This window comes from Xylanibacter ruminicola, assembly GCF_900142525.1.
In the GTDB taxonomy this organism is placed as follows: domain Bacteria; phylum Bacteroidota; class Bacteroidia; order Bacteroidales; family Bacteroidaceae; genus Prevotella; species Prevotella ruminicola_A.
In genome coordinates this window covers 93,183-115,909 of record NZ_FRBD01000019.1, presented here as the reverse complement: position 1 = coordinate 115,909, position 22,727 = coordinate 93,183, and the positions used below count along the sequence as shown (strand labels likewise).

18 protein-coding genes are annotated in these 22,727 nt (G+C 45.9%); 5 read left to right on the top strand and 13 right to left on the bottom strand.

Annotation, left to right across the window (positions count from 1 at the left end; genetic code table 11):
- On the top strand, positions 1–224 hold a 224-nt coding region (locus tag BUB86_RS12905), incomplete at its 5' end, for a transposase (protein WP_139261613.1).
- A 97-nt stretch (positions 225–321) separates the two neighbouring features.
- Here the strand turns inward: BUB86_RS12905 and BUB86_RS12900 are convergent.
- Both BUB86_RS12900 and BUB86_RS12895 read right to left on the bottom strand, forming a co-directional pair.
- Entirely contained in the window at positions 322–3,315 is a 2,994-nt protein-coding gene (locus BUB86_RS12900) for a toll/interleukin-1 receptor domain-containing protein (RefSeq protein ID WP_073210175.1), read from the bottom strand.
- A gap of 57 nt (positions 3,316–3,372) precedes the next feature.
- Positions 3,373–5,715, bottom strand: a complete 2,343-nt coding sequence (locus BUB86_RS12895; protein ID WP_073210173.1) for a hypothetical protein — start codon at positions 5,713–5,715, stop codon at positions 3,373–3,375.
- Between the two features lie 707 nt (positions 5,716–6,422).
- On the opposite strand from BUB86_RS12895, the gene BUB86_RS12885 reads away from it, so the two are divergent.
- Entirely contained in the window at positions 6,423–8,045 is a 1,623-nt protein-coding gene (locus BUB86_RS12885) for an AAA family ATPase (protein ID WP_175549503.1), read from the top strand.
- Positions 8,046–8,057: 12 nt separating this feature from the next.
- Here BUB86_RS12885 and aat read toward each other — a convergent pair whose 3' ends face one another.
- The 5 genes from aat to BUB86_RS12860 all read right to left on the bottom strand — a co-directional run bounded on the left by aat (position 8,058) and on the right by BUB86_RS12860 (position 13,204).
- Entirely contained in the window at positions 8,058–8,708 is a 651-nt protein-coding gene (gene aat, locus BUB86_RS12880; RefSeq protein ID WP_073210167.1) for a leucyl/phenylalanyl-tRNA--protein transferase, read from the bottom strand.
- Positions 8,683–10,890 (bottom strand): ATP-dependent Clp protease ATP-binding subunit ClpA, encoded by a 2,208-nt coding sequence (gene clpA / locus BUB86_RS12875; protein WP_073210165.1) that lies wholly within the window; start codon positions 10,888–10,890, stop codon positions 8,683–8,685. The genes aat and clpA overlap by 26 nt, the downstream gene beginning before the upstream one ends.
- A 5-nt stretch (positions 10,891–10,895) precedes the next feature.
- Positions 10,896–11,201 carry an ATP-dependent Clp protease adaptor ClpS gene (locus BUB86_RS12870; protein ID WP_073210163.1) on the bottom strand — a complete coding sequence of 102 codons (306 nt, stop codon included), beginning with the start codon at positions 11,199–11,201 and terminating at the stop codon, positions 10,896–10,898.
- A 24-nt stretch (positions 11,202–11,225) separates the two neighbouring features.
- Positions 11,226–12,167: a UDP-glucuronic acid decarboxylase family protein gene (locus BUB86_RS12865; protein WP_073210160.1), complete on the bottom strand. Its 942-nt coding sequence runs from the start codon at positions 12,165–12,167 to the stop codon at positions 11,226–11,228.
- A 143-nt stretch (positions 12,168–12,310) separates the two neighbouring features.
- Positions 12,311–13,204 (bottom strand): helix-turn-helix domain-containing protein, encoded by an 894-nt coding sequence (locus BUB86_RS12860; protein WP_073210158.1) that lies wholly within the window; start codon positions 13,202–13,204, stop codon positions 12,311–12,313.
- Positions 13,205–13,366: 162 nt separating this feature from the next.
- Here BUB86_RS12860 and BUB86_RS12855 point away from each other — a divergent pair, with 162 nt between their 5' ends.
- Together BUB86_RS12855 and BUB86_RS12850 are read left to right on the top strand one after the other, a co-directional pair.
- The gene (locus tag BUB86_RS12855; RefSeq protein WP_073210156.1) at positions 13,367–14,302 is read left to right on the top strand and encodes an aldo/keto reductase; all 936 of its coding nucleotides are present in this window, start codon (positions 13,367–13,369) and stop codon (positions 14,300–14,302) included.
- A 29-nt stretch (positions 14,303–14,331) separates the two neighbouring features.
- The gene (locus BUB86_RS12850; protein ID WP_237824525.1) at positions 14,332–14,724 is read left to right on the top strand and encodes a putative quinol monooxygenase; all 393 of its coding nucleotides are present in this window, start codon (positions 14,332–14,334) and stop codon (positions 14,722–14,724) included.
- A 63-nt stretch (positions 14,725–14,787) separates the two neighbouring features.
- Here BUB86_RS12850 and BUB86_RS12845 read toward each other — a convergent pair whose 3' ends face one another.
- The 5 genes from BUB86_RS12845 to BUB86_RS12825 are packed head-to-tail and all read right to left on the bottom strand — an operon-like array spanning position 14,788 to position 20,608.
- Entirely contained in the window at positions 14,788–15,828 is a 1,041-nt protein-coding gene (locus BUB86_RS12845) for an ABC transporter permease (RefSeq protein WP_073210152.1), read from the bottom strand.
- A gap of 5 nt (positions 15,829–15,833) precedes the next feature.
- On the bottom strand, positions 15,834–16,916 hold the full coding sequence (locus BUB86_RS12840; RefSeq protein ID WP_073210150.1) for an ABC transporter permease: 1,083 nt from the start codon (positions 16,914–16,916) through the stop codon (positions 15,834–15,836).
- Positions 16,917–16,920: 4 nt separating this feature from the next.
- Positions 16,921–18,381 (bottom strand): ATP-binding cassette domain-containing protein, encoded by a 1,461-nt coding sequence (locus tag BUB86_RS12835; protein ID WP_073210149.1) that lies wholly within the window; start codon positions 18,379–18,381, stop codon positions 16,921–16,923.
- Entirely contained in the window at positions 18,378–19,310 is a 933-nt protein-coding gene (locus BUB86_RS12830; RefSeq protein WP_254795166.1) for an HlyD family secretion protein, read from the bottom strand. The genes BUB86_RS12835 and BUB86_RS12830 overlap by 4 nt, the downstream gene beginning before the upstream one ends.
- A 20-nt stretch (positions 19,311–19,330) precedes the next feature.
- Entirely contained in the window at positions 19,331–20,608 is a 1,278-nt protein-coding gene (locus tag BUB86_RS12825; protein ID WP_073210147.1) for a TolC family protein, read from the bottom strand.
- A 159-nt stretch (positions 20,609–20,767) separates the two neighbouring features.
- On the opposite strand from BUB86_RS12825, the gene BUB86_RS12820 reads away from it, so the two are divergent.
- The gene (locus BUB86_RS12820; RefSeq protein WP_073210145.1) at positions 20,768–21,676 is read left to right on the top strand and encodes a helix-turn-helix domain-containing protein; all 909 of its coding nucleotides are present in this window, start codon (positions 20,768–20,770) and stop codon (positions 21,674–21,676) included.
- Here the strand turns inward: BUB86_RS12820 and BUB86_RS12815 are convergent.
- Positions 21,667–22,569 (bottom strand): helix-turn-helix transcriptional regulator, encoded by a 903-nt coding sequence (locus tag BUB86_RS12815; protein ID WP_073210142.1) that lies wholly within the window; start codon positions 22,567–22,569, stop codon positions 21,667–21,669. The two genes, BUB86_RS12820 and BUB86_RS12815, sit on opposite strands and share 10 nt — an antisense overlap.
- Positions 22,570–22,727 lie beyond the last annotated feature (158 nt).

The window sequence follows — 22,727 nt, the reverse complement described above, 5'->3', positions numbered from 1 at the left end:
TTCGTCGTCTCATTTACACGACCAATACAGTCGAAGGCTATCACCGTCAGATACGCAAGGTTACGAAGAACAAGGGCGTATTCCCGTCTGATACAGCCTTGGAGAAACTCGTCTACCTGGCTTACCGTAACATTAGCGAGAAGTGGACTATGCCCCTGGCGAACTGGGCACTTATTTCACAACAAATAGCGATAAAATTTGGAGATAGGTATGAAATTATGTAACTTTGCAGCTAGAAAGGCTCCTCATCTGGAAAACACGATTAAAAATCGTGTCCCCCATCTGAGGTTAATATAATAAGGGAAATGGCCTTGACACAGTTCAACTTACACTACCACGTTCTTTCCCTTCGAAAAAGAGCAGAAGGCTTTGTTGCCACTTTTTCCGCTCTTTAAAAGGAATGCGCTTAAGGACTGCATAAGCATCATCAAGTAGAATCTTATCATCTTCCTCAATGTTCATTTTCAACCATTCCATCTGTTCCCTACACTCATTTTCATCATGTATTTTTGCCAAATCTTTCTCAATTTTACTAGTAGGAATAAAACTAACATTTTCCACTTTTTTTAAGCAATTTGACAATGTATAACTATCAGTACCCTCTTTAGACAAAAATCTTAAAATATAATATGCCTCTTCTTGCGTAGGTGCTTTTCTAATTAAAATGTTGTAAAAAATCCTTTTATCTTCTACAGAAAGATTCACTATATAAACAACAGCCATTGAGAATTCATTAGCTTGACAATTCTTAAGGCACAATGAAATAATTCTTAATTCATGATCTCCTTTTTCCGCCATACCTAGTTTTTTACGTGCTTCTTCATAAATACAAAATGATGTGTAGAAACAACGTTGTACTAAAATAATTCGGGATATATACATGAGGTACAATTGTCTATTTTCGACATCGACAATACTTCCAAATTTAATAACAACTGGAATATGAGATATTAAACGTGACAACAATTGTCGTTCGTTTTCGGCGTATTTTTTACCATAAAAAAATCTAGATATTGATTTAGCTATAGCCTTTGCAGTATAAACTGACATCATATAGGAACACATTTTTTGAGCAACTGAATCAAAAAACGCCCAAAAATGATCAAAGTCTTCACTTTTTTTACATAATGAAGCTAAATCTGTGAACAAAAAATCCAAATCTCTATGGTTACAATCTTCATTTAGGAAATCATGATCCATTAAGGGCTTACACTGATTGTAACAATCTTCAAAACTTAATGTTTTATAATGAGAATCTATTTCATAATGTATTCTGCTTATATCGTCAAATGAAACACTATTGGTATTGTGATACTTATCTGTTTGTTCTACTAATAGATTATCAAAACCTTCAAACTGTTTTTCATCACCTGGATTTAAATGCCACGTCTTAGCAATTTTATAAAGTGAACGGATTGATTTCGCATCTGTTACCGGTAATAATTTTATAGATTGATCAATTTGCTTAATATTTACAGATCGTTCTGTTATTGCGGAAACAAGAGTTCGAAAATCTCTATCATTTGTATCCCACTTATGATTATTCTTCCATTTGTCAATTCTTCCAATTATATAATTTCGCATCACATCACAACGAGAATAATAATCATTTAATTCTTCATTACGATTCTTAAATGGCAAATTGTAGAATAGCATATAGTTATATGCTGGATTATCAAACAAGTCGCACTTATTAAAAATATTGCAAATAGCTTGGGTATCTTTTAAAGAATAAAGGTCATAAAGTATATTTTCATTGCCATCTAACCTTGTTTGCATCATTTCCCATGCCAAATCATCATAAATATTCACATTATAGTTATCCACACTTAAAAATAACTCGTATACAGTTAATTTCTCTGAAACCCCAAGATCTAAAATACTAATCCCATATTCGGGGAAAGAAAGGATATTTAACAATCGAACTATAACAGAATCATCAAAACGACCTGGGAAGATACCATTCAACAAGTTGCGAATTGATTCCAAATCATTTTTCTTCAATATTTCTTTAGCAATCTGGACTACCCGCAAAAATACACGCAATTGTCCATATATAGCATTTTCTTGATCATATTTATAGATATTATTTATCACTTTATTTTTATGAGCCCTTAGGAGTTCAACAAAGTCTGCAGCAATTTTCTTTTTATTATCATTGTTTTTATAACCGTAAACAAATTGGAACTCCCTAATTTCATCTTCAGTCAAGTCTTTTATATGCACTATTTTATAAGGCCAATCACTTATGTTAATTTTGTGAAGAAAAATATCATTATCATAAGGAGTATCTGTTCCTACGAATTTATATTGTTTACTATATATAACACTTAAAAATTTTAGTTGTTCCTCAGAAGTGAGGAAATTAAACACATCATTCACTTGGTCACAAACAAAATATAGCGATTTATTTGTGCTTGAAAACTCGAATGACGACGATTTAAACTTCATTAGTTTTTCATAGACAGGTCGAATAGTATGTCTATTCAGAACCACAACATTCTCATTTTCCATAGATGGGCTATGAAGCCATTCATATAATGCACGCGTTTTTCCAGAACCAGGTCTGCCAGAAATAAAAAGAAAAGAGTTCTCGTCTTGCATACTGGCAAAATTTGAAATTGAATTGTCAATACTACGCTTTACATAATATCGACTTCCTGCTTTGAATCCTTGTTCGCTAGAAGCACGTTTAGGATCATAAAACAATTCACCAGTAATTACATCTCTACTTTTTTTATAGAAGGGGAAAATACCTACATTAGATAGTTGTTTATATATGTATTCAATCAGACCTGACCTAAAGGTTGTATTTCCGTCTAGCTTACTATACGCATGCCCTTCACACTCACTTAAAGTATCAATACATTTTCTGGCTGTATTATCTCTTTTAAAAAATTCATTATAATTTCTAATTACTTGCAAAGAGTCAGTAAAAAGTGGCAAACAATAAACATTTTCATCATTTACCCGATTCGTGATAAGGTCAATTTCATGACAATAATAACTATATTTATCATTACCATCTTCATTCCATCCTTCTTGAAAACTATTTAGCGATTCTGGGGTTGTAAAAACGAAAAAGAATCTTGCATTTCTCAGTGCAACTTCTAATTGTTTATTCCACTTTTCGCCCCCTTTTAGTTTATCTTTATCCCAAAAAACGGAATAGCCTTCATCATGCAAAATATCATAGAGAGTTTTTGCTTCTTCTTTGTTTTCAGTCACTTTGTAACTAATAAAGATATCATAAGTGTCTTGAGAAAGCGTCTTTGCTAATTTCTCACTATTATTCGGGTTAATTTTTTTTTCCATATACTTATTTTTTAATAAATATCAAATGACATCAAAAGTTGATTTAACTTCTAAAAATTATTTGTCTAATATTCTACATAAACTTTTCATTTTTTCGTAGATAGAGGTTTCTACAACACCATAGTCAAAAGCCTTATAGTCTTTTATATAGGAAACTTGACTTGTTTCATTATCAAGTTTCTCCCACGGGCAAAGACAATTATGGAGCATCAAAGTCTCGTCGCAGCAACGCTCGGGTAATTTACCTATTGGTAAGAAAGAATAGCCCATAGCTTCATGTGAAGCATTCCACCTTAAATGCTCCAGTTTTGCAAGATTATCAATTAGTATTGCCTCATCATTAGACAATCCTATATACTGTTTTTTTTCATTACGTATACTATGAGCAGACTTTTCAGGATCAACATCTTCAAAATCAGGAAAAATCTTATTACCAATAGTCATCAAGCAATTGACTTCTGTAAGAATTCTAATCTTTGTTCCTTCATGCAAAGCATTTGATTTATCTTGCGACTCTTTTCTTCGCAATTTTTGAAGATTAGCAACACTTGGTTTAGTACGTTCTTCAACAGGAATATCTTCATATGTTTTTTTCTTTTTGTTTTCCTTTTTACTTCCTGTTAAAACACCTCTTCTTTCATCCCATGAACCCTCATCATTATCCGGATCAACTTTTAATGATCTATAGGTTTCATAATAATGTTTACCCTTATCTTCAAACTTATCATGTACGATGTTGTCATACTGGAATATTTCTTTTTTCTTTCCAAATATCACAATCCTAGTTTCATCTTCATTATAATGCTTTGCTATTTTTTCCATGTATGGCAGCAACTCTGGTTCATAAGAACGGACATATATTCTCATTTTGTTAAAATCACGTCCTTTTCTCATGGCATATTTCATAATGCGAACAGCTAATGTCATATTAGCCTCGTCATCACCTGTTGCAATGACAATATAGTTTAATTTACTTATCAAATCAGGAAGCAACTGAAGATAAAACTCCGGAGAATTAAAATTAATTTTGTGGAATTCAATTAAACCAGAATTATCCCCTCCAAACATTGAAGGAGCAGCATTAACAAATGGACTTTTCAACGTATCTATTTGACTATCCACGACATGACAACTAAAAGGACTGCGGAATGTAAATTTATCATTCGATTTACTATCAACAAAAGCGCCATATTCGTATAGGAACCGAAGAGCATCTTTTCCAGTCTCACCAAATCCAACAATAAGGCATGTAAAAGCAGATTTAACCGTTCCGATATTCTTTTCTTTATCTATATCTACGAAATTAACAGGATGCTGATTAACATCATGTTTGAGTAGTTCAATAGAAAGGTGAGATGGATCAACAATCCGAATATCTATCCCACTAATTGTATTTATATCCTCTATCGCACGATTTACACTATTATAACGGGCAAGACAGTGAATAGTAGTTTTTGCACGTTGTGCGCACTCAATTAACGTAACATCTTGTTGCAATTCCATTGCAGCAAATACATTCTCATCTCTTAGTTCATTATCATTTAAACAGAAAAGATGAATCTCACTATTATCGCCTCCCTTAATATTTTGGATAATTTTGCGTATATCACCCAGACCTAGAGCATTGAAAACATCTTGAGGACAATTTATCTCAGCCTTGAACTCACCATTCATGATAGCAAGGAAAGCATTCAGTTTGTTTACCGTATCGAACGTCTTTTTACGATGGGTAAATAAATTCACCATACTATCCCATCCGTTTTTCTCTTCTTCGTTTTGACCTTTTAGAGTTTTTTCAACGAAAATAATATGATAACTATCTTTGGCATTTCCTTCTTCACGCTCAATTATATCTTTAGCTAACAACACTGATTCCTCATTAATCCCAAAGAAAATAAAGAGACGATGATATACTGAACGACGCGCCCAAATGGCGAGCCACCAAAGAGAGATATATACCCTGAAACGAGAGAGAATCAACAATGATACAAATGCTACAGTACACCCCATAGCCAAGAATGAGACAAAAGCCAAATTACTTGAAAGCACCAAATGTCCTGTATCATGAAGTTTATCACAGACATTACTATCAACCCCACCAAAGAATAATTGAATAGAACTTGTGGCAGACCGGAATAACAATTCTGTAGTATTTGAGTTATCATACTTAAGAGCTAAATAATATAAAAGGTATCCAGAAGCCCACACGAAGAACATTATACTAGCCAACAATTTAATAGCCTGAGGCATTTTCTGACTAGGATAAGAGATGGAGGAATAGGAACTAATTTTCCATAACATAACTCCCATCGAAAGCAATGTAAACAAAGCAGGGATTATAATCCACAAATCTGTCGAAACAAGAGAATACAAATCTCTCCAAATGATTGCTATTTCCATATTACTTTTTTTATGTTTCTAGTTGGCGCAAAGATAATTGTTTTATCTGAATCTGCAAAATATAATATCCTTATTATAATACGATTATGCAATTTATACAAATTGGAACGGGCAGAAGGAGACTTTTGCTCTTCTGCGCTTATAATACTGTGATAGGTAGTATCTGATATTATAACTTTAAACATAATACTCTAGTTATAGATTATGTGGTGCAAATATAATAATATTTTACGAGCATACAAAAATTATTGCAAAAAAATTTGGTGGATTGGGGAATAATATCTATATTTGCCGGCGAAAAACGTAATTTTATCACGAACAATAAAAACAATTGAAGCAAAAATGAACAAGTTGACGAAGGTTTCTACCAGATGCCGAGCGGTTCTTAGGCGCCATCAGGTTGCCTTGTCGACTTGCGCGTTGACCTGACGGTCGGCTGCACGATCTTTGAGGCTTTGCCTCGAAGACCTTGGGCGCTCGAAAGAGCAAGAAAGCGAGCTTTCGCTCTTTACTCGCTACTGCGATCTTTGACTTACTGCTACAATTGTTTTTGAAAAAGTGATAGAGTATGCCTGAAGGATGACTCATTATGAACTAAGGGTGAGTGCGCAAGTGCTTGCCTGTTATCTCTTGCGCCCCAAAAACTGGGGTGTATACCATTATTATCATTTATTTTTTTTGATTTGATTTAGTTGACTATGACGAATTTGAATAGATTGATTAACGATTTTAAGCGACAGACTAAAGGTACTATCTGGAAACACATGGACGCTATGGCGGTGAACTACGCCGTCTACTCTAACAGACTGAAGGGCTTTGACCCTTACTACTACGACAATGATGTATATATTTACGCGAACTCGAATAACCTGGTGATCGTGGCTATAGACTGCTGCGATAAAGGCGAAAAGCAGATATACGAAGAATCTGAGGGTATCAACATGCTGATTTATCGTCCTGGCACTGAACTGCGCGAGAGCAAAGTGTGGAAGATGAAAGAGACGCTGGAAGTGATAAAAAACCGACTGAAACTGCACGAGGTGCATGCAGAGGTGTTGGGCATTTTGCTAACGGATGCTACCATCACAAACGCCGACGAGCTGGAGGACACATGGGAGGCCAACTGCATCAAGGTGATTGACGGATTTAAGACACTGAAACACCGAAAGGCTGAGGTGAACACAGACGACTACACAAGCGGAAAGATATATTTCGACACCGTCATGGACAAGAGCATAGATTTTAGAATGACTCCCAAGTGCGACGAGGGCATGGACCTGGACGAGGCTCTACTGAAGTTTGTGAACGATGCGCTGGATGGTGTAGATGAGACGCCACAGGAAGAGGATGAGCCACAACAGGAGCCTGAACAGGAGCCTGAGCCACAACAGGAGCCTGAGCCTGCCCCCTCGCCTACTACCAGCAGCGACACGATTGACCAGAATATGGGCCTGAGTGTGGAGGTGGAGATACTGAACCCAATAGACAATCCGCGCGAGGAGCTGGACAAGCTGATAGGCTGCGACGACATTAAGCGACGCATGGACGAGCTGGTGGCGCTGACCACCTACAACAAGACGATGCAAGAGCTGTTTCCCGACAGCAAGCAGCACGAGGTATCGCTGCACAGCGTGTTTCTGGGTCGCCCCGGGACGGGCAAGACTACCGTATGCAAGATATTCGGATCGCTGCTGCATCAGGCAGGCGCACTATCGAAAGGCCATGTGGTGGTGTGCGACAGAGGTACATTTATCGGCACCCTTTGGGGCGATGAGGAGCGCTCGGTGCGACAAGTGCTGGAAAAGGCCAAGGGCGGTGTGCTGATGATAGACGAGGCCTACTTGCTGAACAGCCGCAACGACAACGACCCGGGCCGACTGGTGATACAGCTGCTGATGAACATTCTGGCCGACGAAACGCAGCGCGACATAGCCGTGGTGCTGTGCGGATATAAGGACCAGATGCTGAAACTGCTTGAGACAAACCCCGGACTGCAATCGCGATTTCCCAATAGGTTCGAGTTCCAGGACTTTAGCGTGAACGAGCTGCTGGAGATAACCCAGACGCGCGTAAAGCACTATGAGTATCAGTTTACCGATCAGGCTTGGGACAAGTATCGCACCATGCTGAATCAGGCGTATCAGGTGCGTGATCCGCAGACATGGGGAAATGCCAGATTCGTGGCCAACCAGCTGGACCGCATCTACATACAGCATGCCACCAGATGCGTGAGGCAGAGGCCTGAGGACAAGCAGATGTGGCGCATGATTACGCCCGACGACATTGTGCCTATCGAGACACCACGACCAAAAGCCAAAATCGGTTTTTAAATCTATTGTTATTTATTCATTTAATATCGAGATGTACTCCTGGTACGGGATGTATCGTGCGCCCATGCTACGGAGATGCGGGGTTTCAAACTGGCAGTCGATCATACGTCCGCCATGAGCCTCCAGCACACGCGAAAGATGAATGAGAGCCAGCTTGGAGGCATTGGGTACCAGAGAGAACATGCTCTCGCCGAAGAACGACGAGCCGATGGTGATGCCGTAGAGTCCGCCTACCAGGCGATCGGCATCCCACACCTCGACGCTGGCCGCAAAGCCTTGGCGATGCATCTCGGTGTAAGCCTGAATCATAGCGGGGCCCAGCCAAGCGCCTTCTTCGCGGTTGCGGTTCTGAGCCGTAGCACACCCCTGGATAACGCCCTCGAAATGGCGATTGATAGTGACCTGATACTGGCCCTTGGCGATGAGCTGCTTCATAGAGTGGCTGACGTGAACCTCGCTGGGAAATATCACGAAGCGCTGTAATGGACAATACCACACGGGCTCATCCTGGTGCCGGAACGAGAACCAAGGGAAGAAACCATTAGAATAGGCGAGTAGCAGACGGTCGACCGACAGGTCGCCGCCTACAGCTATCATGCCGTCGGGCTCGCCCAAATGGGGATCGGGGAACCACAGATCATCGTCTAATTGATATACAGCCATTCTCAGTACCTATTTCAACCTTGCCACCTTGTTTCAGACTGCCGAAGAGTATCTCGCGCATCAGGAGCGGTTTGAGCCTCTGGGCTATCACACGATCCATCTCGCGTGCTCCATACTCGCGGGTGAAGCCCTCTTCGAGCAGTGCGTCGAATGCCTCGTCGCTCAGTGTCATCTCCACCTGTTTGGCATCCAGTTTCTGCTGCAGCTCGCCCAGTTTCTTCTTCAGAATGAGGCGGGCCATGGGCTCGTCCATATCGTTGAAGACCACTGTGCCCGAAAGGCGGTTGATAAACTCGGGTTTAAATGTTTTCTTGACTTGCTTAAGCATAGCCTCGCCACGCGAAACGTTGCCCGTAAAGCCCATATTGGCCTGACCGGCAAACTGCGCTCCGGCATTAGAGGTCATGATGAGGATGACGTTGCGGAAGTCGGCCTTGCGGCCCTTATTATCAGTAAGACGGGCATAGTCCATCACCTGCAGCAGGATGTTGTAGATATCCTGATGGGCCTTCTCAATCTCGTCGAGCAGCAGCACGCAGTTAGGCGTCTTGCGGATGGCATCGGTAAGCAGTCCGCCATCCTCATAGCCCACGTAACCTGCTGGTGAGCCTATGAGCTTGGCAACAGTATGTTTCTCGGTATACTCGCTCATATCGAAGCGCAGTAACTCAATACCTAATTCCTTGGCCAGAACACGGGCCACCTCGGTTTTACCAACACCTGTAGGACCAACAAAGAGCAGCGATGCCAGGGGTTTGTTGTCGTCGAGAAGACCGGCCTTCGACATCTGTACCGACTCTACCACCTGGCGAATGGCTTCGTCTTGTCCGTATATCTTCGAGAGCAGTCGTGGGGCTAGCGTTTCCAGTTCGCTGTTATCGTCGTCCTGGCTCATCGCCATCGCATCAACCTTACACGTTTTGGCAAGCACATCGGCTATGTCGTGTTTGTAAATCATGGAACCATGATTCACCTCCATCGCCGAACCCGCCTCGTCGATCAGGTCGATGGCCTTGTCGGGCAGGAAACGGTCGTTCACGTACTTGTAGCTGGCGTCGACGGCAAAGTCGAGCGCCTGTTCGTCGTAGCTCACGCCATGAAACTCCTCGTACTGATGGCGCAGCTGGCGCAGAATATGTTTGGTTTCCTCAGGCGTGGGCTCTGGAATGTCTATCTGCTGGAACCGACGCACAAGTCCCTTAGAACGCGAAAAATGACGGTTGTACTCCTCGTAGGTTGTAGAACCGATGAAACGAATGCTGCCCGACTCCAGATAGGGCTTGAGCATGTTCGAGGCATCCATCGAGCCCTCGCCTATAGCGCCTGCACCCACCAAGGTATGAATCTCGTCGATATAAACAATGTTCTTATCGCTCTCTTCCAGAATACCGTCCATGATCTGCTTGATGCGGTTTTCGAAATCGCCACGATACTGGGTGCCGGCCAGCAGCGTGCCGATGTCGAGCTGGTAAATTCGGCTGCCCTTCAATCGCTCGGGCACGTGGCCCTCTTCTATCATACGGGCCAAGCCCCATATCAGTGCAGTTTTACCCACACCCGGTTCGCCCACGTGCAGCGGGTTATTCTTGTCCTTTCGACAAAGCACCTGGATGGTTCTTTGCAACTCTGTTTCTCGGCCGATAAGCGGATTGTGCTTCTGATACAGCTCGTTCATACAGGTAACCAGCTTGCGCCAGGCTTCTTCTGATCTGCGTCTGCCGGTATCTTCCTCAAGGTGATCGTCTACATCATAGGCACTGATGAGTTGACTCACGAAGTCGGTTTCATTGCCGGCTAGAATCTTCTTCAACAGGTAGCCCGCCCACGAATCCTGGAGGTTCAGTATGCCCATCACCAGATGTGGAACATCTAATGCCTCGGCACTGCTGTTATAAACCTGGCTACAGGCAAACTCTATCACCTGCCCAAGCTGTGCAGAGGCCTCAGGCTCGTATGACTGGTCATCGGGCACAGGCTCCACATCCTTGAGTATCTCTTCCAGCTGCACGGCCAGTATATCTGAATCGCAGAATACGCTGAGCACTCTTTCGAAATCCTCATCCAGCAGCATAGCCAGAAGCAGATGCTCGGGCGAAACGAATTCGTGGCGATCCTGCTTGCAGTATTCCATCGCCAGATGCACCACGTGGGCAGCACGTTTTGTTTGTTTTATCTCAGCCATAGTCGTTATTCTTCTGGTTCAACAGTCAGGCGGAGTGGAAATCCTGCCTCGCGTGCCATATTAGTGGCCTTACGCACCTTCGATGTGGCTACATCGTAGCTGTAAATGCCCACAACGGCTTTATCAGAGTGATGCACCTGAAGCATCAAGGCTTCGGCCTCGGCCTCGCTCTTAAAGAATATCTGCTTCAGAATCATCACAACAAACTCCATGGTGGTGAAGTCGTCGTTGTATATCGTTACCGTATAGCGTCGCGGCTCACGCAAGTCAATACGCTGCCGTTCGCGAATGTTTGATTGTTCCTTTGCCATAATTATATTTCTCCGTGTGCAAAGTCAGCGCTCTTTGAGAACTGATTCGAAATATTCGATTGTCTTCTTCAGACCTTCATCCAGTTTAACCTTTGGCTCCCAATAAAGTTTCTCTTTAGCTAAAGATATGTCGGGACGGCGCATCTTCGGGTCGTCCTGAGGCAGAGGCTCGAAAACGATTTTACTCTTGGAACCTGTGAAATCAATCACTTTCTCGGCCAACTCCAGCATCGTGAACTCACCGGGGTTACCGATATTTACCGGTCCGGTAAAGTCGTCGCCGCTATCCATCATGCGTATCATACCCTCTACCAGGTCGCTCACATACTGGAAACTGCGCGTTTGTTTGCCATCGCCATAAATCGTGATATTCTCGCCACGAAGTGCCTGCATTATAAAGTTTGACACTACACGGCCATCGTGCTGAGCCATTCGAGGGCCATAGGTATTAAAGATGCGGATGACCTTGATTCGGACATTATGCTGACGGTGATAGTCGAAAAACATGGTCTCAGCACAGCGCTTACCCTCGTCGTAGCATGAGCGGATGCCGATGGTATTGACGTTTCCCCAATAGCTCTCAGGCTGCGGATGAACGGCAGGATCGCCATAGACCTCGCTGGTAGAACTCTGCAGAATCTTACACTTGGTTCTGCGGGCCAGTCCCAGCATGTAGTAAGCACCAAACACGCTGGTCTTTGTTGTCTGAATAGGGTCATATTGATAATGTATGGGCGATGCGGGGCATGCCAGATTATAGATCTCGTCGATTTCAGCCCAATAAGGCTGACAAACATCATGACGGACGATCTCAAAATTCGGCTTACCCAAGAGGTGCCACACATTTTCCTTGCTTCCAGTATAAAAATTGTCTAGACAAATAACATCGTGGCCATCGTTAACCAATCTTTCACATAAGTGCGAGCCTATGAACCCAGCTCCACCTGTTACCAAAATTCTTTTCATTGTAATAAGCTATATTAGTACTATTCTCTGCAAAGATATAAAAAAATCCGCAAACCAATCAAGATTTGCGGACTTTTTTATATAAGAGCGTATTTTTACTATTCAACAGCAGCCTGCGCGGCAGCTAACGGATACTTCGTTTCTCATTTTCGTAGAAACTCGCTGGGAGTGAGACCAAAGTGTTTTTTGAATACACGAGTAAAATGTTGCGGATATTCAAAGCCGAGGATTTCAGAAGTTTCTGAGATGGTTTTCCCGTCGTGCAGATAGGCGGTGGCTCGTTGCATCACGAAGTTGCGGATGATGGCTGTGGCTGTCTCGCCTGTAGCCTGACGGATAAGGTCGCCGAAGTAGTTAGGCGAAAGGAACAACTCCTGAGCACAATAGCGGACGGTGGGCAGGCCGAGCTTGCGCTGCCGTCCTTCGCTGTAATAGTGTTTCAGTAAATCATCGAAGCGTTTCAGAAGGTCGTTGTCGGCTGTAATCTCAGTCTTGAATTGACGCTCATAGAATCCAGCGCAATACTCCAGTATCAGTTCGAGGTAGGCGATGATGATGCGGCGCAGATGCTCGTTGTCTGGTTTAGAACGCAGTTCATTGCGAATCATCTTGAAGCAAACTTCTATCGTTCTTTGTTCTTCTGGCGTAGGATGCAACGACTCGCTTTCATAGTAGGAGAAGAAATGATAGTTATCTATGCGTCGTCCGAGGTCTGTGCCGTGAAGCAGTTCAGGCGAGAACAGTAGTACCCATCCTTTAATATGTATAATCTCACCATTGTCGCTCACACCTCCCGTCTGCCCTGGAGCCACGCAGAGCAACGAACCAGAACTGTGGCTATAGTGACCCTGCCCGTATGTAATGGTGTAAGGGCTTTCCTGCAACAAGAACACACCGTACACCTGATAGTTGTTCAGCGAATGGCGACAGTGCTCCAGCTCGTCGTAATGTATAATCGAGACGAGCGGATGCAACTCCTCTGCTCCGACGTAGCGGGCATAGTCGTTAACTGATTCAACATTCAAACTTTGCTTCATTTCGGGTACAAAGGTACACATTTTTTGCGAGACAAAGATGTAAAATTGGTAGAATCCGTAAATTTGGTAAAATCATCCGTAAATTGGTTAGGCGGTTGTCGGCAAAATCGCCGTACCTTTGCGCCCTGTAAACAGGTCGCAAATCAAAACAATTAGAAAATTATGGCAAAGATCGCATTAGGAACCTGGGCCTGGGGCGCAGGAGCATTTGGAGGAGACGCAGTATTCGGCAGCAAGACCGACGTAGAGAACTTGAAGCCCGTATTCGACGCGGCTATGAAGAACGGACTAAATCTCTGGGACACGGCTACCGTGTATGGCATGGGCGAGTCGGAGAAGATTCTTGGCTCGTTTGTGGCTGGCGAGAAGCGCGAGGATGTGGAGGTTTCAACTAAGTTTACCCCGCAGCTGGCAGAGGTTTATGAAAATAGCGTTGAGAAAATGGCTCTCGCTTCAATTGATCGCATGGGCATCGACTATATCGACATGTATTGGATTCACAACCCGATGGACGTGGAGCGTTGGACACCAGGACTGATTCCCCTGCTGCAGTCAGGCAAGGTGAAGCGCGTAGGCGTGTCGAACCATAACATCGCTGAGATACGTCGTGCCAACGAGATTCTGGGCGAGGCAGGTTTTAAGGTGAGTGCCGTGCAGAACCACTTCTCACTGCTCTACCGTTCGAGTGAGAAAGGTGGCGTGCTGGACTATTGCAAGGAGAACGGCATTGAGTTCTGGGCCTACATGGTACTGGAACAGGGTGCACTCTCAGGTAAATATAATAAGAAGAATCCGCTGCCTGCAGAGAGCGATCGCGGTAAGAAGTACAACCCCGTATTGTCGCAGCTGGAGGCGCTGACCAACGAGATGACCGCCATCGGACAGAAATATGGTGCATCGTGCTCGCAGATCGGCATCGCCTGGGCTATCGCCAAGGGAACACAGCCCATTATCGGAGCCACCAAAGAGCGTCACGTCATCGAGGCTGCCGAGGCCGCTAAGATTCAGTTGACCTCAGAGGAAGTTGCACGCCTCGAAGCTCTCGCAGATGCTACAGGTATTGATACTCGCGGAGGTTGGGAACACTCAATGGAATAATCAATTATGGTTGTTATCGACAAATGGATATGAGAAGAATTGTAATTCTGTTCGCCCTTGTGTTCTCCATCACGGCAGTAGCACAAGAAAATGAGACGATGATAGTCCGCCTAGCAGAAATCGAGGTTTATCCACAGCACCTCAAGGAGTATCTCGAATTTGCCAACGAGGTGGACCGTCTGAGTGTGGAACAAGAGCCGGGTGTTATCTGCCTCTACCCGATGCAGAGTGCCGAGGACTCCACAAAGATTCGCATCCTCGAAATCTATGCCTCCGAGAAAGCCTATCAGCAGCACTTGAAGACCGACCACTTCCAAAAATACAAGCAGGGCACGCTCCACATGGTGAAAGACCTGAAGCTACCCACGATGAAACCACTCGATCCAGAGACGATGAAACTGATATTCAAAAAGCAGAGATAATATGGACTACGTAAAACTTGGTAACTCAGACCTGCGTGTGTCGCGCATCTGCCTGGCCTTAGATCAACTATTCTTCTTATAGCTCTGCACAGTCCAACAGCCCATCAGTGTGCCGATGCCCGCAAGGGCTAAGACCTGGTGGGCTGTTTCGTGCAGTCCACCTCCACGGATAAAGACGGTGCGGATGGCATCGATGAAATAGTGCATGGGGTTGATGTAGGTGGTCAGATAGGCCCACTGGGGCATGGAGCGCGTGGGGGTGAAAAGTCCTGAGAGTAGCATAATACTTACCACAAAGAACCACATCACGAACATGGCCTGCTGCATGGTGTCGGAGTAGTTGGACACGATAAGTCCAAACGACGAGAAGAACAGCGCCAGCAACATGGCAAGCACGTAGATGAGCCACACGGGACCAGCAGGCGTGATGCCATAGACGAGCCACGCCAGCAGCAAGCACACGGTGATGACAAACAGCGCGATGAGCCAGTAAGGAATGAGTTTGGCAAGGATGAACGACCACTTGGAGACGGGTGTGACATTGATCTGTTCGATGGTACCAGCCTCCTTCTCACCAACGATATTAAGTGTGGGCAGGAAGCCCGTCATCAGCATCATCACAATGGCAAAGAGGGCCGGAATCATGAAGAGTTTGTAGTTCTGGCCCTTGTTGTAGAGGGTGGTTGTCGAGGAAGGAGGAAGGAGGGAAGAGGAAGATCCTCGAAGAATCTGACTCAGATAGGCGCTGCCCATTGAGCCCTTGGTGCCGTTGACGGCATTGGCAGCAATGAGATACTTACCATCTCGAATCTCGAGGATAACGTCGGCCCTACCCTTCTCGATGTCCTTTATTGCCTCAGCGTATGTAGCCTTCTGTCCACCGAAGATAAAGTAGTTGGAGGCAGCAATCTGCTGTACCAATCGCTGAGACTCCACAGTGTGGTCAATGTCCACCACATCCACCACGATGTTCTTCACCTCCATCTGCATCACCCACGGCATCACGCACATGATCACGATGGGGAACATGATGATGAGTTTGGGAAGAAACGCATTACGACGGATCTGCAGGAACTCCTTTTGTATGAGATATTTCAGTGTCATATCAGTTACTCCAATCTTACATTAAACTTCTTCAGCGCAATGGCGAGCAGCACCACCGTCATAACTGCCAGCACAGCTACCTCGTGAGCCACTTCGCCAATGCCCACGCCCATAATCATCAACTTGCGCATAGTCTCGATATAATAGCGTGGCGGCACGATAGCCGATATCCATTGCAGGAAAGTTGGCATCGATTCAACAGGAAACAGCATGCCCGACAGCATCACCACAGGCATCAACAGCACCATAGCTGACAGTAGCAGAGCCACAAGTTGCGTCTGTGCCACGTTGGAAATAAGCAGTCCCAGCGAGAGCGCCAGCAGAATATAGAGGGTACTCACAGCCAGAATCCAGAACAGCGAACCAGCCAGCGGTACTCCCAACACGAAACGTGCCATCAACAAGATGGTGATGAGGATGCCAAAGGCCAGTATCAGATAAGGCACTGCCTTAGCGATGATCACCATCAAGGGGCGCACGGGTGATACCAACAGCACCTCCATCGTACCTTTCTCTTTCTCACGGACAATCGAAATCGAGGTCATCATGGCACAGATGAGCATCAACAACATACCCATGATGGCAGGCACGAAATTATAAGCCGACTTCATCTGAGGGTTGTAGAGAAGTGAAGTGTGAATAGTGATAGGTGAATCATTCTTCGCAGCGTGAAGCGTCGCAGGTGCCGAGTGGTCTGCCGCTATGGTTTGCAGAGCATAGGTAGTCCATTGCTGTGCCATATTAGGATCGCTACCATCAACCATGATCTGCATGCCACGATTCTGTACAAACACCAGCGCCATATCGGCCTTCTGACTGCGGATGAGTTGTTCGGCTTCCCGTGGGGTGTTCACTGTCTGCGTGATGACAAAATATTCCGATTGTGCCAGTCGTTCTACGGCCTGCTGCGTACGGGGCGACATCTCTGACGTGACTACCACCGTGCGCACATTCTTCACATCAGTGGTGATGGCAAAGCCGAAAAGCAGCATCATCACCACAGGCATGCCGAAGAGTATCAGCATCGTACGCTTGTCGCGCAGAATATGCTTGGTTTCCTTGATTACAAATGCTATAAACTGTTTCATACACTTAATCGCTTGAACGAGTGGCCTGGCGGGCCAGATAGGTAAACACGTGATCCATATCGGGTTGGTGGAAACGTTGTTTCAGTTCGTCTGGTGTACCCAGTGCACTGATCTTGCCGTCCACCATGATTGAGATGCGGTCACAATACTCCGCCTCGTCCATATAATGGGTGGTCACAAAGACCGTGATGCCACGATGGGCTGCGTCGTAGATGAGCTCCCAGAACTGGCGGCGCGTAGCGGGATCAACACCACCCGTGGGTTCGTCGAGGAACACCACACCTGGGTCGTGGAATATCGAGACTGAGAAGGCCAACTTCTGCTTCCAACCTAAGGGCAACGAACCCACCAAGTCATCACGATGGTCTTCAAACTTCAACTGCCGCAGCACCTCGTCCATCTTACGCTTCACCTCGTCGGGTTTCATGCCGTAGATACCAGCAAAGAGACGAATATTCTCGGCAACAGTCAAGTCTTCGTAGAGCGAGAACCGCTGCGACATATAACCGATATGCTTCTTTATCTGCTCATATTCCGTGCGGATGTCAAAGCCTACCACCCTACCCGTTCCGCTGGTGGGCTGGTTCAGGCCTGTCAGCATGTGCATAGCCGTCGTCTTGCCGGCACCGTTGGCACCCAGGAATCCGAATATCTCACCCCTCTTTACACTGAATGAAATATCGTCGACGGCATGGAAATCGCCAAAGGCTTTAACCAGATGTTCTACTTCGATGACGTTATCTTCTTTCACTTCTGCAATCTTCTCGTGTTCAATGCCTGACGGATTGAAGATACTGGCAAACTGGGTGAGAATATCATCGGGAGTACCAATGCCGCGCACCTTACCCTGATCCAGAAAAGCGACACGCTCACAGCAGCGCACTTCATCAAGATAAGGCGTTGAAGCCAAGATACTTATTCCCCGTTCCTTCAACAAGAGCAGCATCTCCCATAACTCCTTGCGGCTCACAGGATCGACACCCGTGGTGGGCTCGTCGAGGAAGAGTACACTCGGCTGGTGTACCAATGCACACGAGAGCGCCAGCTTCTGCTTCATACCTCCCGAGAGAGCCCCTGCCTTACGGTCTTTGAAGCGTTCTATCTGCGAGTAGATGGCTTTGATGGAGTCGTAGCCTTCGTCAACAGTGGTGCCGAAAAGCGTGGCAAAGAAGTTCAAGTTCTCCTCGATAGTGAGATCCTGATAGAGCGAGAACTTGCCTGGCATATACCCTACCCGACTACGTACCTCACGCATCTGCTTCACCACATCGTGGCCATCTACCGCCGCCGTACCAGCATCAGGCAGCAACAGCGAACAGAGGATGCGAAACATCGACGTCTTGCCGGCTCCATCGGGGCCTATCAGTCCGAAGACCTCACCCTGGCCGACAGAAAACGACACATCGCTGAGCGCCAGCACCTTGCCGTACGATTTACTGATGTTCTTTACCTCTATTGCGTTCATAGCTTCAGTTCGCCATACATACCAATCTTCACGAAACCGTCGTTTTTAATAGCCACCTTGACAGCATACACCAGGTCGGCACGCTCATCGTCAGTGAGGATAGTCTTGGGTGTAAACTCCGAACGAGACGATATCCAACTGATGGTGCCAGCGTACGCTTTGCGCTGACCGTCACCATAGTCGGCAAACACCTTTACCTGTTGACCAATCTTGATGTTCTGCAACTGGGCAGAAGTGACGTAGGCACGCAGGTGCATTGACTCAGTATCGGCTATCTTAAACAACGGTTTACCCACACTCACAAACTCACCTCGCTCCACATATTTCTCGAGTACAGTACCCTTTGTGGGAGTCATGATGTGACACTTTCGTAACATATCCTGCAACTGTGCCTTCTGCACATCGGCAGCAGCCGTCTGCTTGTCGAGGGCTTGCGTGCTGGTGTTCAGCGATGATATCTGCGCATCCAGTTGTTTCTGCAGCACCTTCACCTGACTCGTGACATCGTCGAGCATCTTCGAGGGAGCTGCCCCATCGGCCACCAACTCACGGTAGCGCTGCTCGTCTTGCTGAGCCTTAGCCAACTGCTGACGCGTAGCTGCTATCTGGCGTTCCATATCGGGCTTCTGACTCTGATAAACCGCTTTCGTAGCATCCATCTGCTGAATCTTCAGCCACGTCTGTGTAGTGTCAATAAGCCCTACCTGACGAGCTGCCTCAATCATGTCACCTTCGTTCACATCGAACGACAGCAATGCCCCACTCTGTTCTGCGAACACGGTCGTCTCAGTAGCCTCGAACGTACCTGTTGCATCATACTCCTTCTCGCTTCCTCCGCAGGCAGCAAGAAAAGGTAAAAGGGTGAAAAGGTGAAAAGGTAAAGCACCTATCACCGACCCCAAATTCTTTAAACATTCGTTCTTTTCCATATTTATCATTTTTTACTTTCTTACTTTTCACCAATGGTGTATTTGTTATCGTATATCTCTTTCAGCATCTCAATCTCGTGTACCGACTGTTGCACACAAGCCGCATTCTCCTGATTAATCTCGCGCACTAAGTCGTTCACGTCGATGATGCCATGTGCCAGCTTCGATTCTGCCGCCTTTCTCACAGCCTGTCGCAGCGAGATAATCTCCCCGTCGTGGGCCATCAGTTTCTGGTAGCGCTCTATATTCTCGTTCTGCTGAATCTGTTCCAAGTTATTATTGAAGAGGAACACCTCCCGACTGCTCTCCGTCATATCACGCTGCAACTGCAGTTTTGCCTTGTCGTTCTTGCGGGTATAGAGGGCACCGATAGTCCATGTCACCCTTGCACCGACGAGGCCATTCAGGCTCCATTTGTGGCGCATCATGTCTTCGAACATATTCAGCCCCGGATAACCATAGAAGCCCTGTGCAAACACACTCACCTTCGGCATCAGTGCTGCGTTGAGCGCCTTCTCCTGAGCATTCAGCACACTGATCTGTGCATCCAGCACCTTCAGTTCTGGTCTCAGGTTTCCTGTCGCCAGATTTCTGCCATCAGACTTCACATGTGGCTTCTGTATGTTGTTGATCTCGATACCACAAAAAGTGCTCAGCATGCGTTGTAGCATCTGTTTCTGCGATACCAGCTCAGTGCCCTTCTGCACCGCATTCAGTCTCTCTGCCTTCACACTCTGCAGGTCGCTTTCGGCTGCTGTTCCGCGCTTGGTCATCGACTCCAGTTTGCGTTCGTTGCCTGCCAACAATGTCTGCAGGTCAGTGTTCAACTTGATTTGTTCGTCAATCAGCAACAGCCCGAAATACATCTCATTCACACGCTTGCGGACATTATAAATATTGACTTCGTTCTGTGCCGCCTGCACCTTGCCCTGTTCACGGGCTATACGCTTCTGGCTACCTATGACACCACCGTCGTAGATAGTCTGCTGCACATCGATACCCACTCGGTACTGATCCTTCGTCAGTCCTCTCATGTCGATGCCCATACCGCTCATCATCACTTTCATCTCACTGGGCCACGCCGTCACATCACTCTGATACGTGGCCTGTGCCTGAGCCGACACTTGCGGTAGCCACCCCTTCTGAATGTTGGCAACCGTCAGCTGGGTGGTCTTCTCGATGAGACCATACTGCTGTATCAACGGGTAATTCTTCTCTGCAGCCTGCTGACAATCGTCCAATGTCTGTCCCTGAGCCAGCATCGGCAACATTGTCAAAACTAAAAACAATTTCTTCATATTTTAATTATCATTGAATTCTGGGTGCAAAAGTACGATGTTATTTTCATATATGCGTTATCTACAGGAACGAAAAAATGTCCTTTTTGTTCGATTTATATAAAAAATAGAACATTATTTTGCAGAAAATGATTATCTTTGCCAACAAAAAAGGGACGTATGATAAATAAACAACCGCAACTCATGGACGTCACACGAATGCGCGACATCCTTATACCACACCTCTCGCAAATCCGCGAACATGCCTTTCTGAACAGCGAAATTGGAATGGTTCGTGGCGACCACACGGTATTCAGTCTGCTGATGCGCCAAAGGCCTCCTTTCACCATCAACGACCACCGTCTGGGCATCATCATGAGCGGCGAGGCTGAAATCAACTTCAACCTGCAAGACCGCCACCTCAAAAGCGGCACACTCGTCTATATCGGCCCAGGCACCATCATTCATCCCAAGCGTCTCTCGCCCGACCTCCGCATCTTCGGCATGGCCCTCTTCACTAATTTCCCCATGCCCTTTGCACAGGGACAGATGCCGTCGGCCTTCAATGGACAGGTGCGCGACTTCCAATTACCCGTCAGCGAAGAGGATATCGCTACTGCCACACATATTATGGACACCATCTGGCAAACGGTTCATGCCTCAGACGACTATCATCGTCCCACCGTCACGGCCCTCGTAGCAGCCCAGATGCACCACTACGACCATCTGTTTCATCAGCAGGCCGACCAGCTGGCAAGCAGCCGTTCGCGCGAGCAGACTATCTTCGACCGTTTCCTTCAACTGGTCACCCAGCATTGTGCCGAACAACACCAGATAGGCTACTATGCCGAGCGTATGTGCCTCACTGAGCGCTACCTGACCACTGTCATCCGCCAAACCAGCGGCACCACCGCCAAAGACTGGATAGACCGTGCCCTCATCACTCGCATCAAAATAGAACTGCGCCACACGGACAAATCTTCGGCACAGATAGCTGAGGAGATGCACTTTGCCAACCCCTCGTTCTTCTCCAAGTATTTCCGCCGTCTCACGGGGATGACACCTGGAGAGTATAAAAACTACGGTTGATTTTTTCCTAAGAACTCGCTGGGAGTAAGCCCCGTGATGCGCTTGAAGAGACGAGTAAAATGGTGGGGGAAATCGAATCCGAGCAGGCGGGAGGTCTCGCTGATGTTGTGACCCTGCATCAACAGAATTTTCGCCTGATTGATAACGTAGTTGTGGATGTAGCCAATAGCTGTGCCACCAGTTGCCTTGTGGACAATATCGCCAAAATAACGAGGCGAATAAGCCAGTTCGAAAGCGCACCAAGCGACGGTAGGCAAACCCTGCATCAGCTGACGGTTCTCACGAAAATAGGTTTGAAGCAAGTTGTGAAAGCGCTTCAGCAGGTCAGCCTCTCCCCTGTCCTCTTCGAAAAGCTGGCGCTGATAGATACGATTACAGTATTCCAGTATCAGGTGCAGATAGCCAAGCAGCACATTTCTCAAAGACGGGGAGTCCTCGTGTGTCTGCAACTCTTGTCGCATCTGGGTCACCAGTTGCGTGATACAGAGCCATTCGTCGGGCTCCATGCGCAGCGAACCATCAAAGAAATACGAGAAGAACTGATAGCGGTCTATCTGGCGTTCCAGTTCAGTGCCGTGCAACAGTTCAGGCGACCACAGCAATACCCAACCACACAACGAGATACGCTCGCCATTGTCTTCCAATCCGCCTATCTGTCCTGGTTCTACAGCTATGATGGAGGCATCGCTTACCTGCAGCGTCTTCATACCGTAAGAGAGCGTATTGGGAAACTGTCGCTGGATGAACAGACCATACACGCCATAGTTGTTCAGGCTATGACGGAAGGGCGCCAACTCGTCATAATGGATAATACTGATCAATGGGTGCAATACGGGTGCATCCACAAAACGGGCGTAGTCGTTAGGACAATCAACCTTCAAAATATTCCTCATATCGGGAACAAAGATACATAAAATAATCTAATAATGGTAGAAAATTAATACTTTTTTAGCGCTTTCTGCGAAATTGGTATATAATCAGCCAATTTGTGTAATAGCTATATAATATATAATGTGTACCTTTGCACCCAGAAACTTAAAACAGAATAATT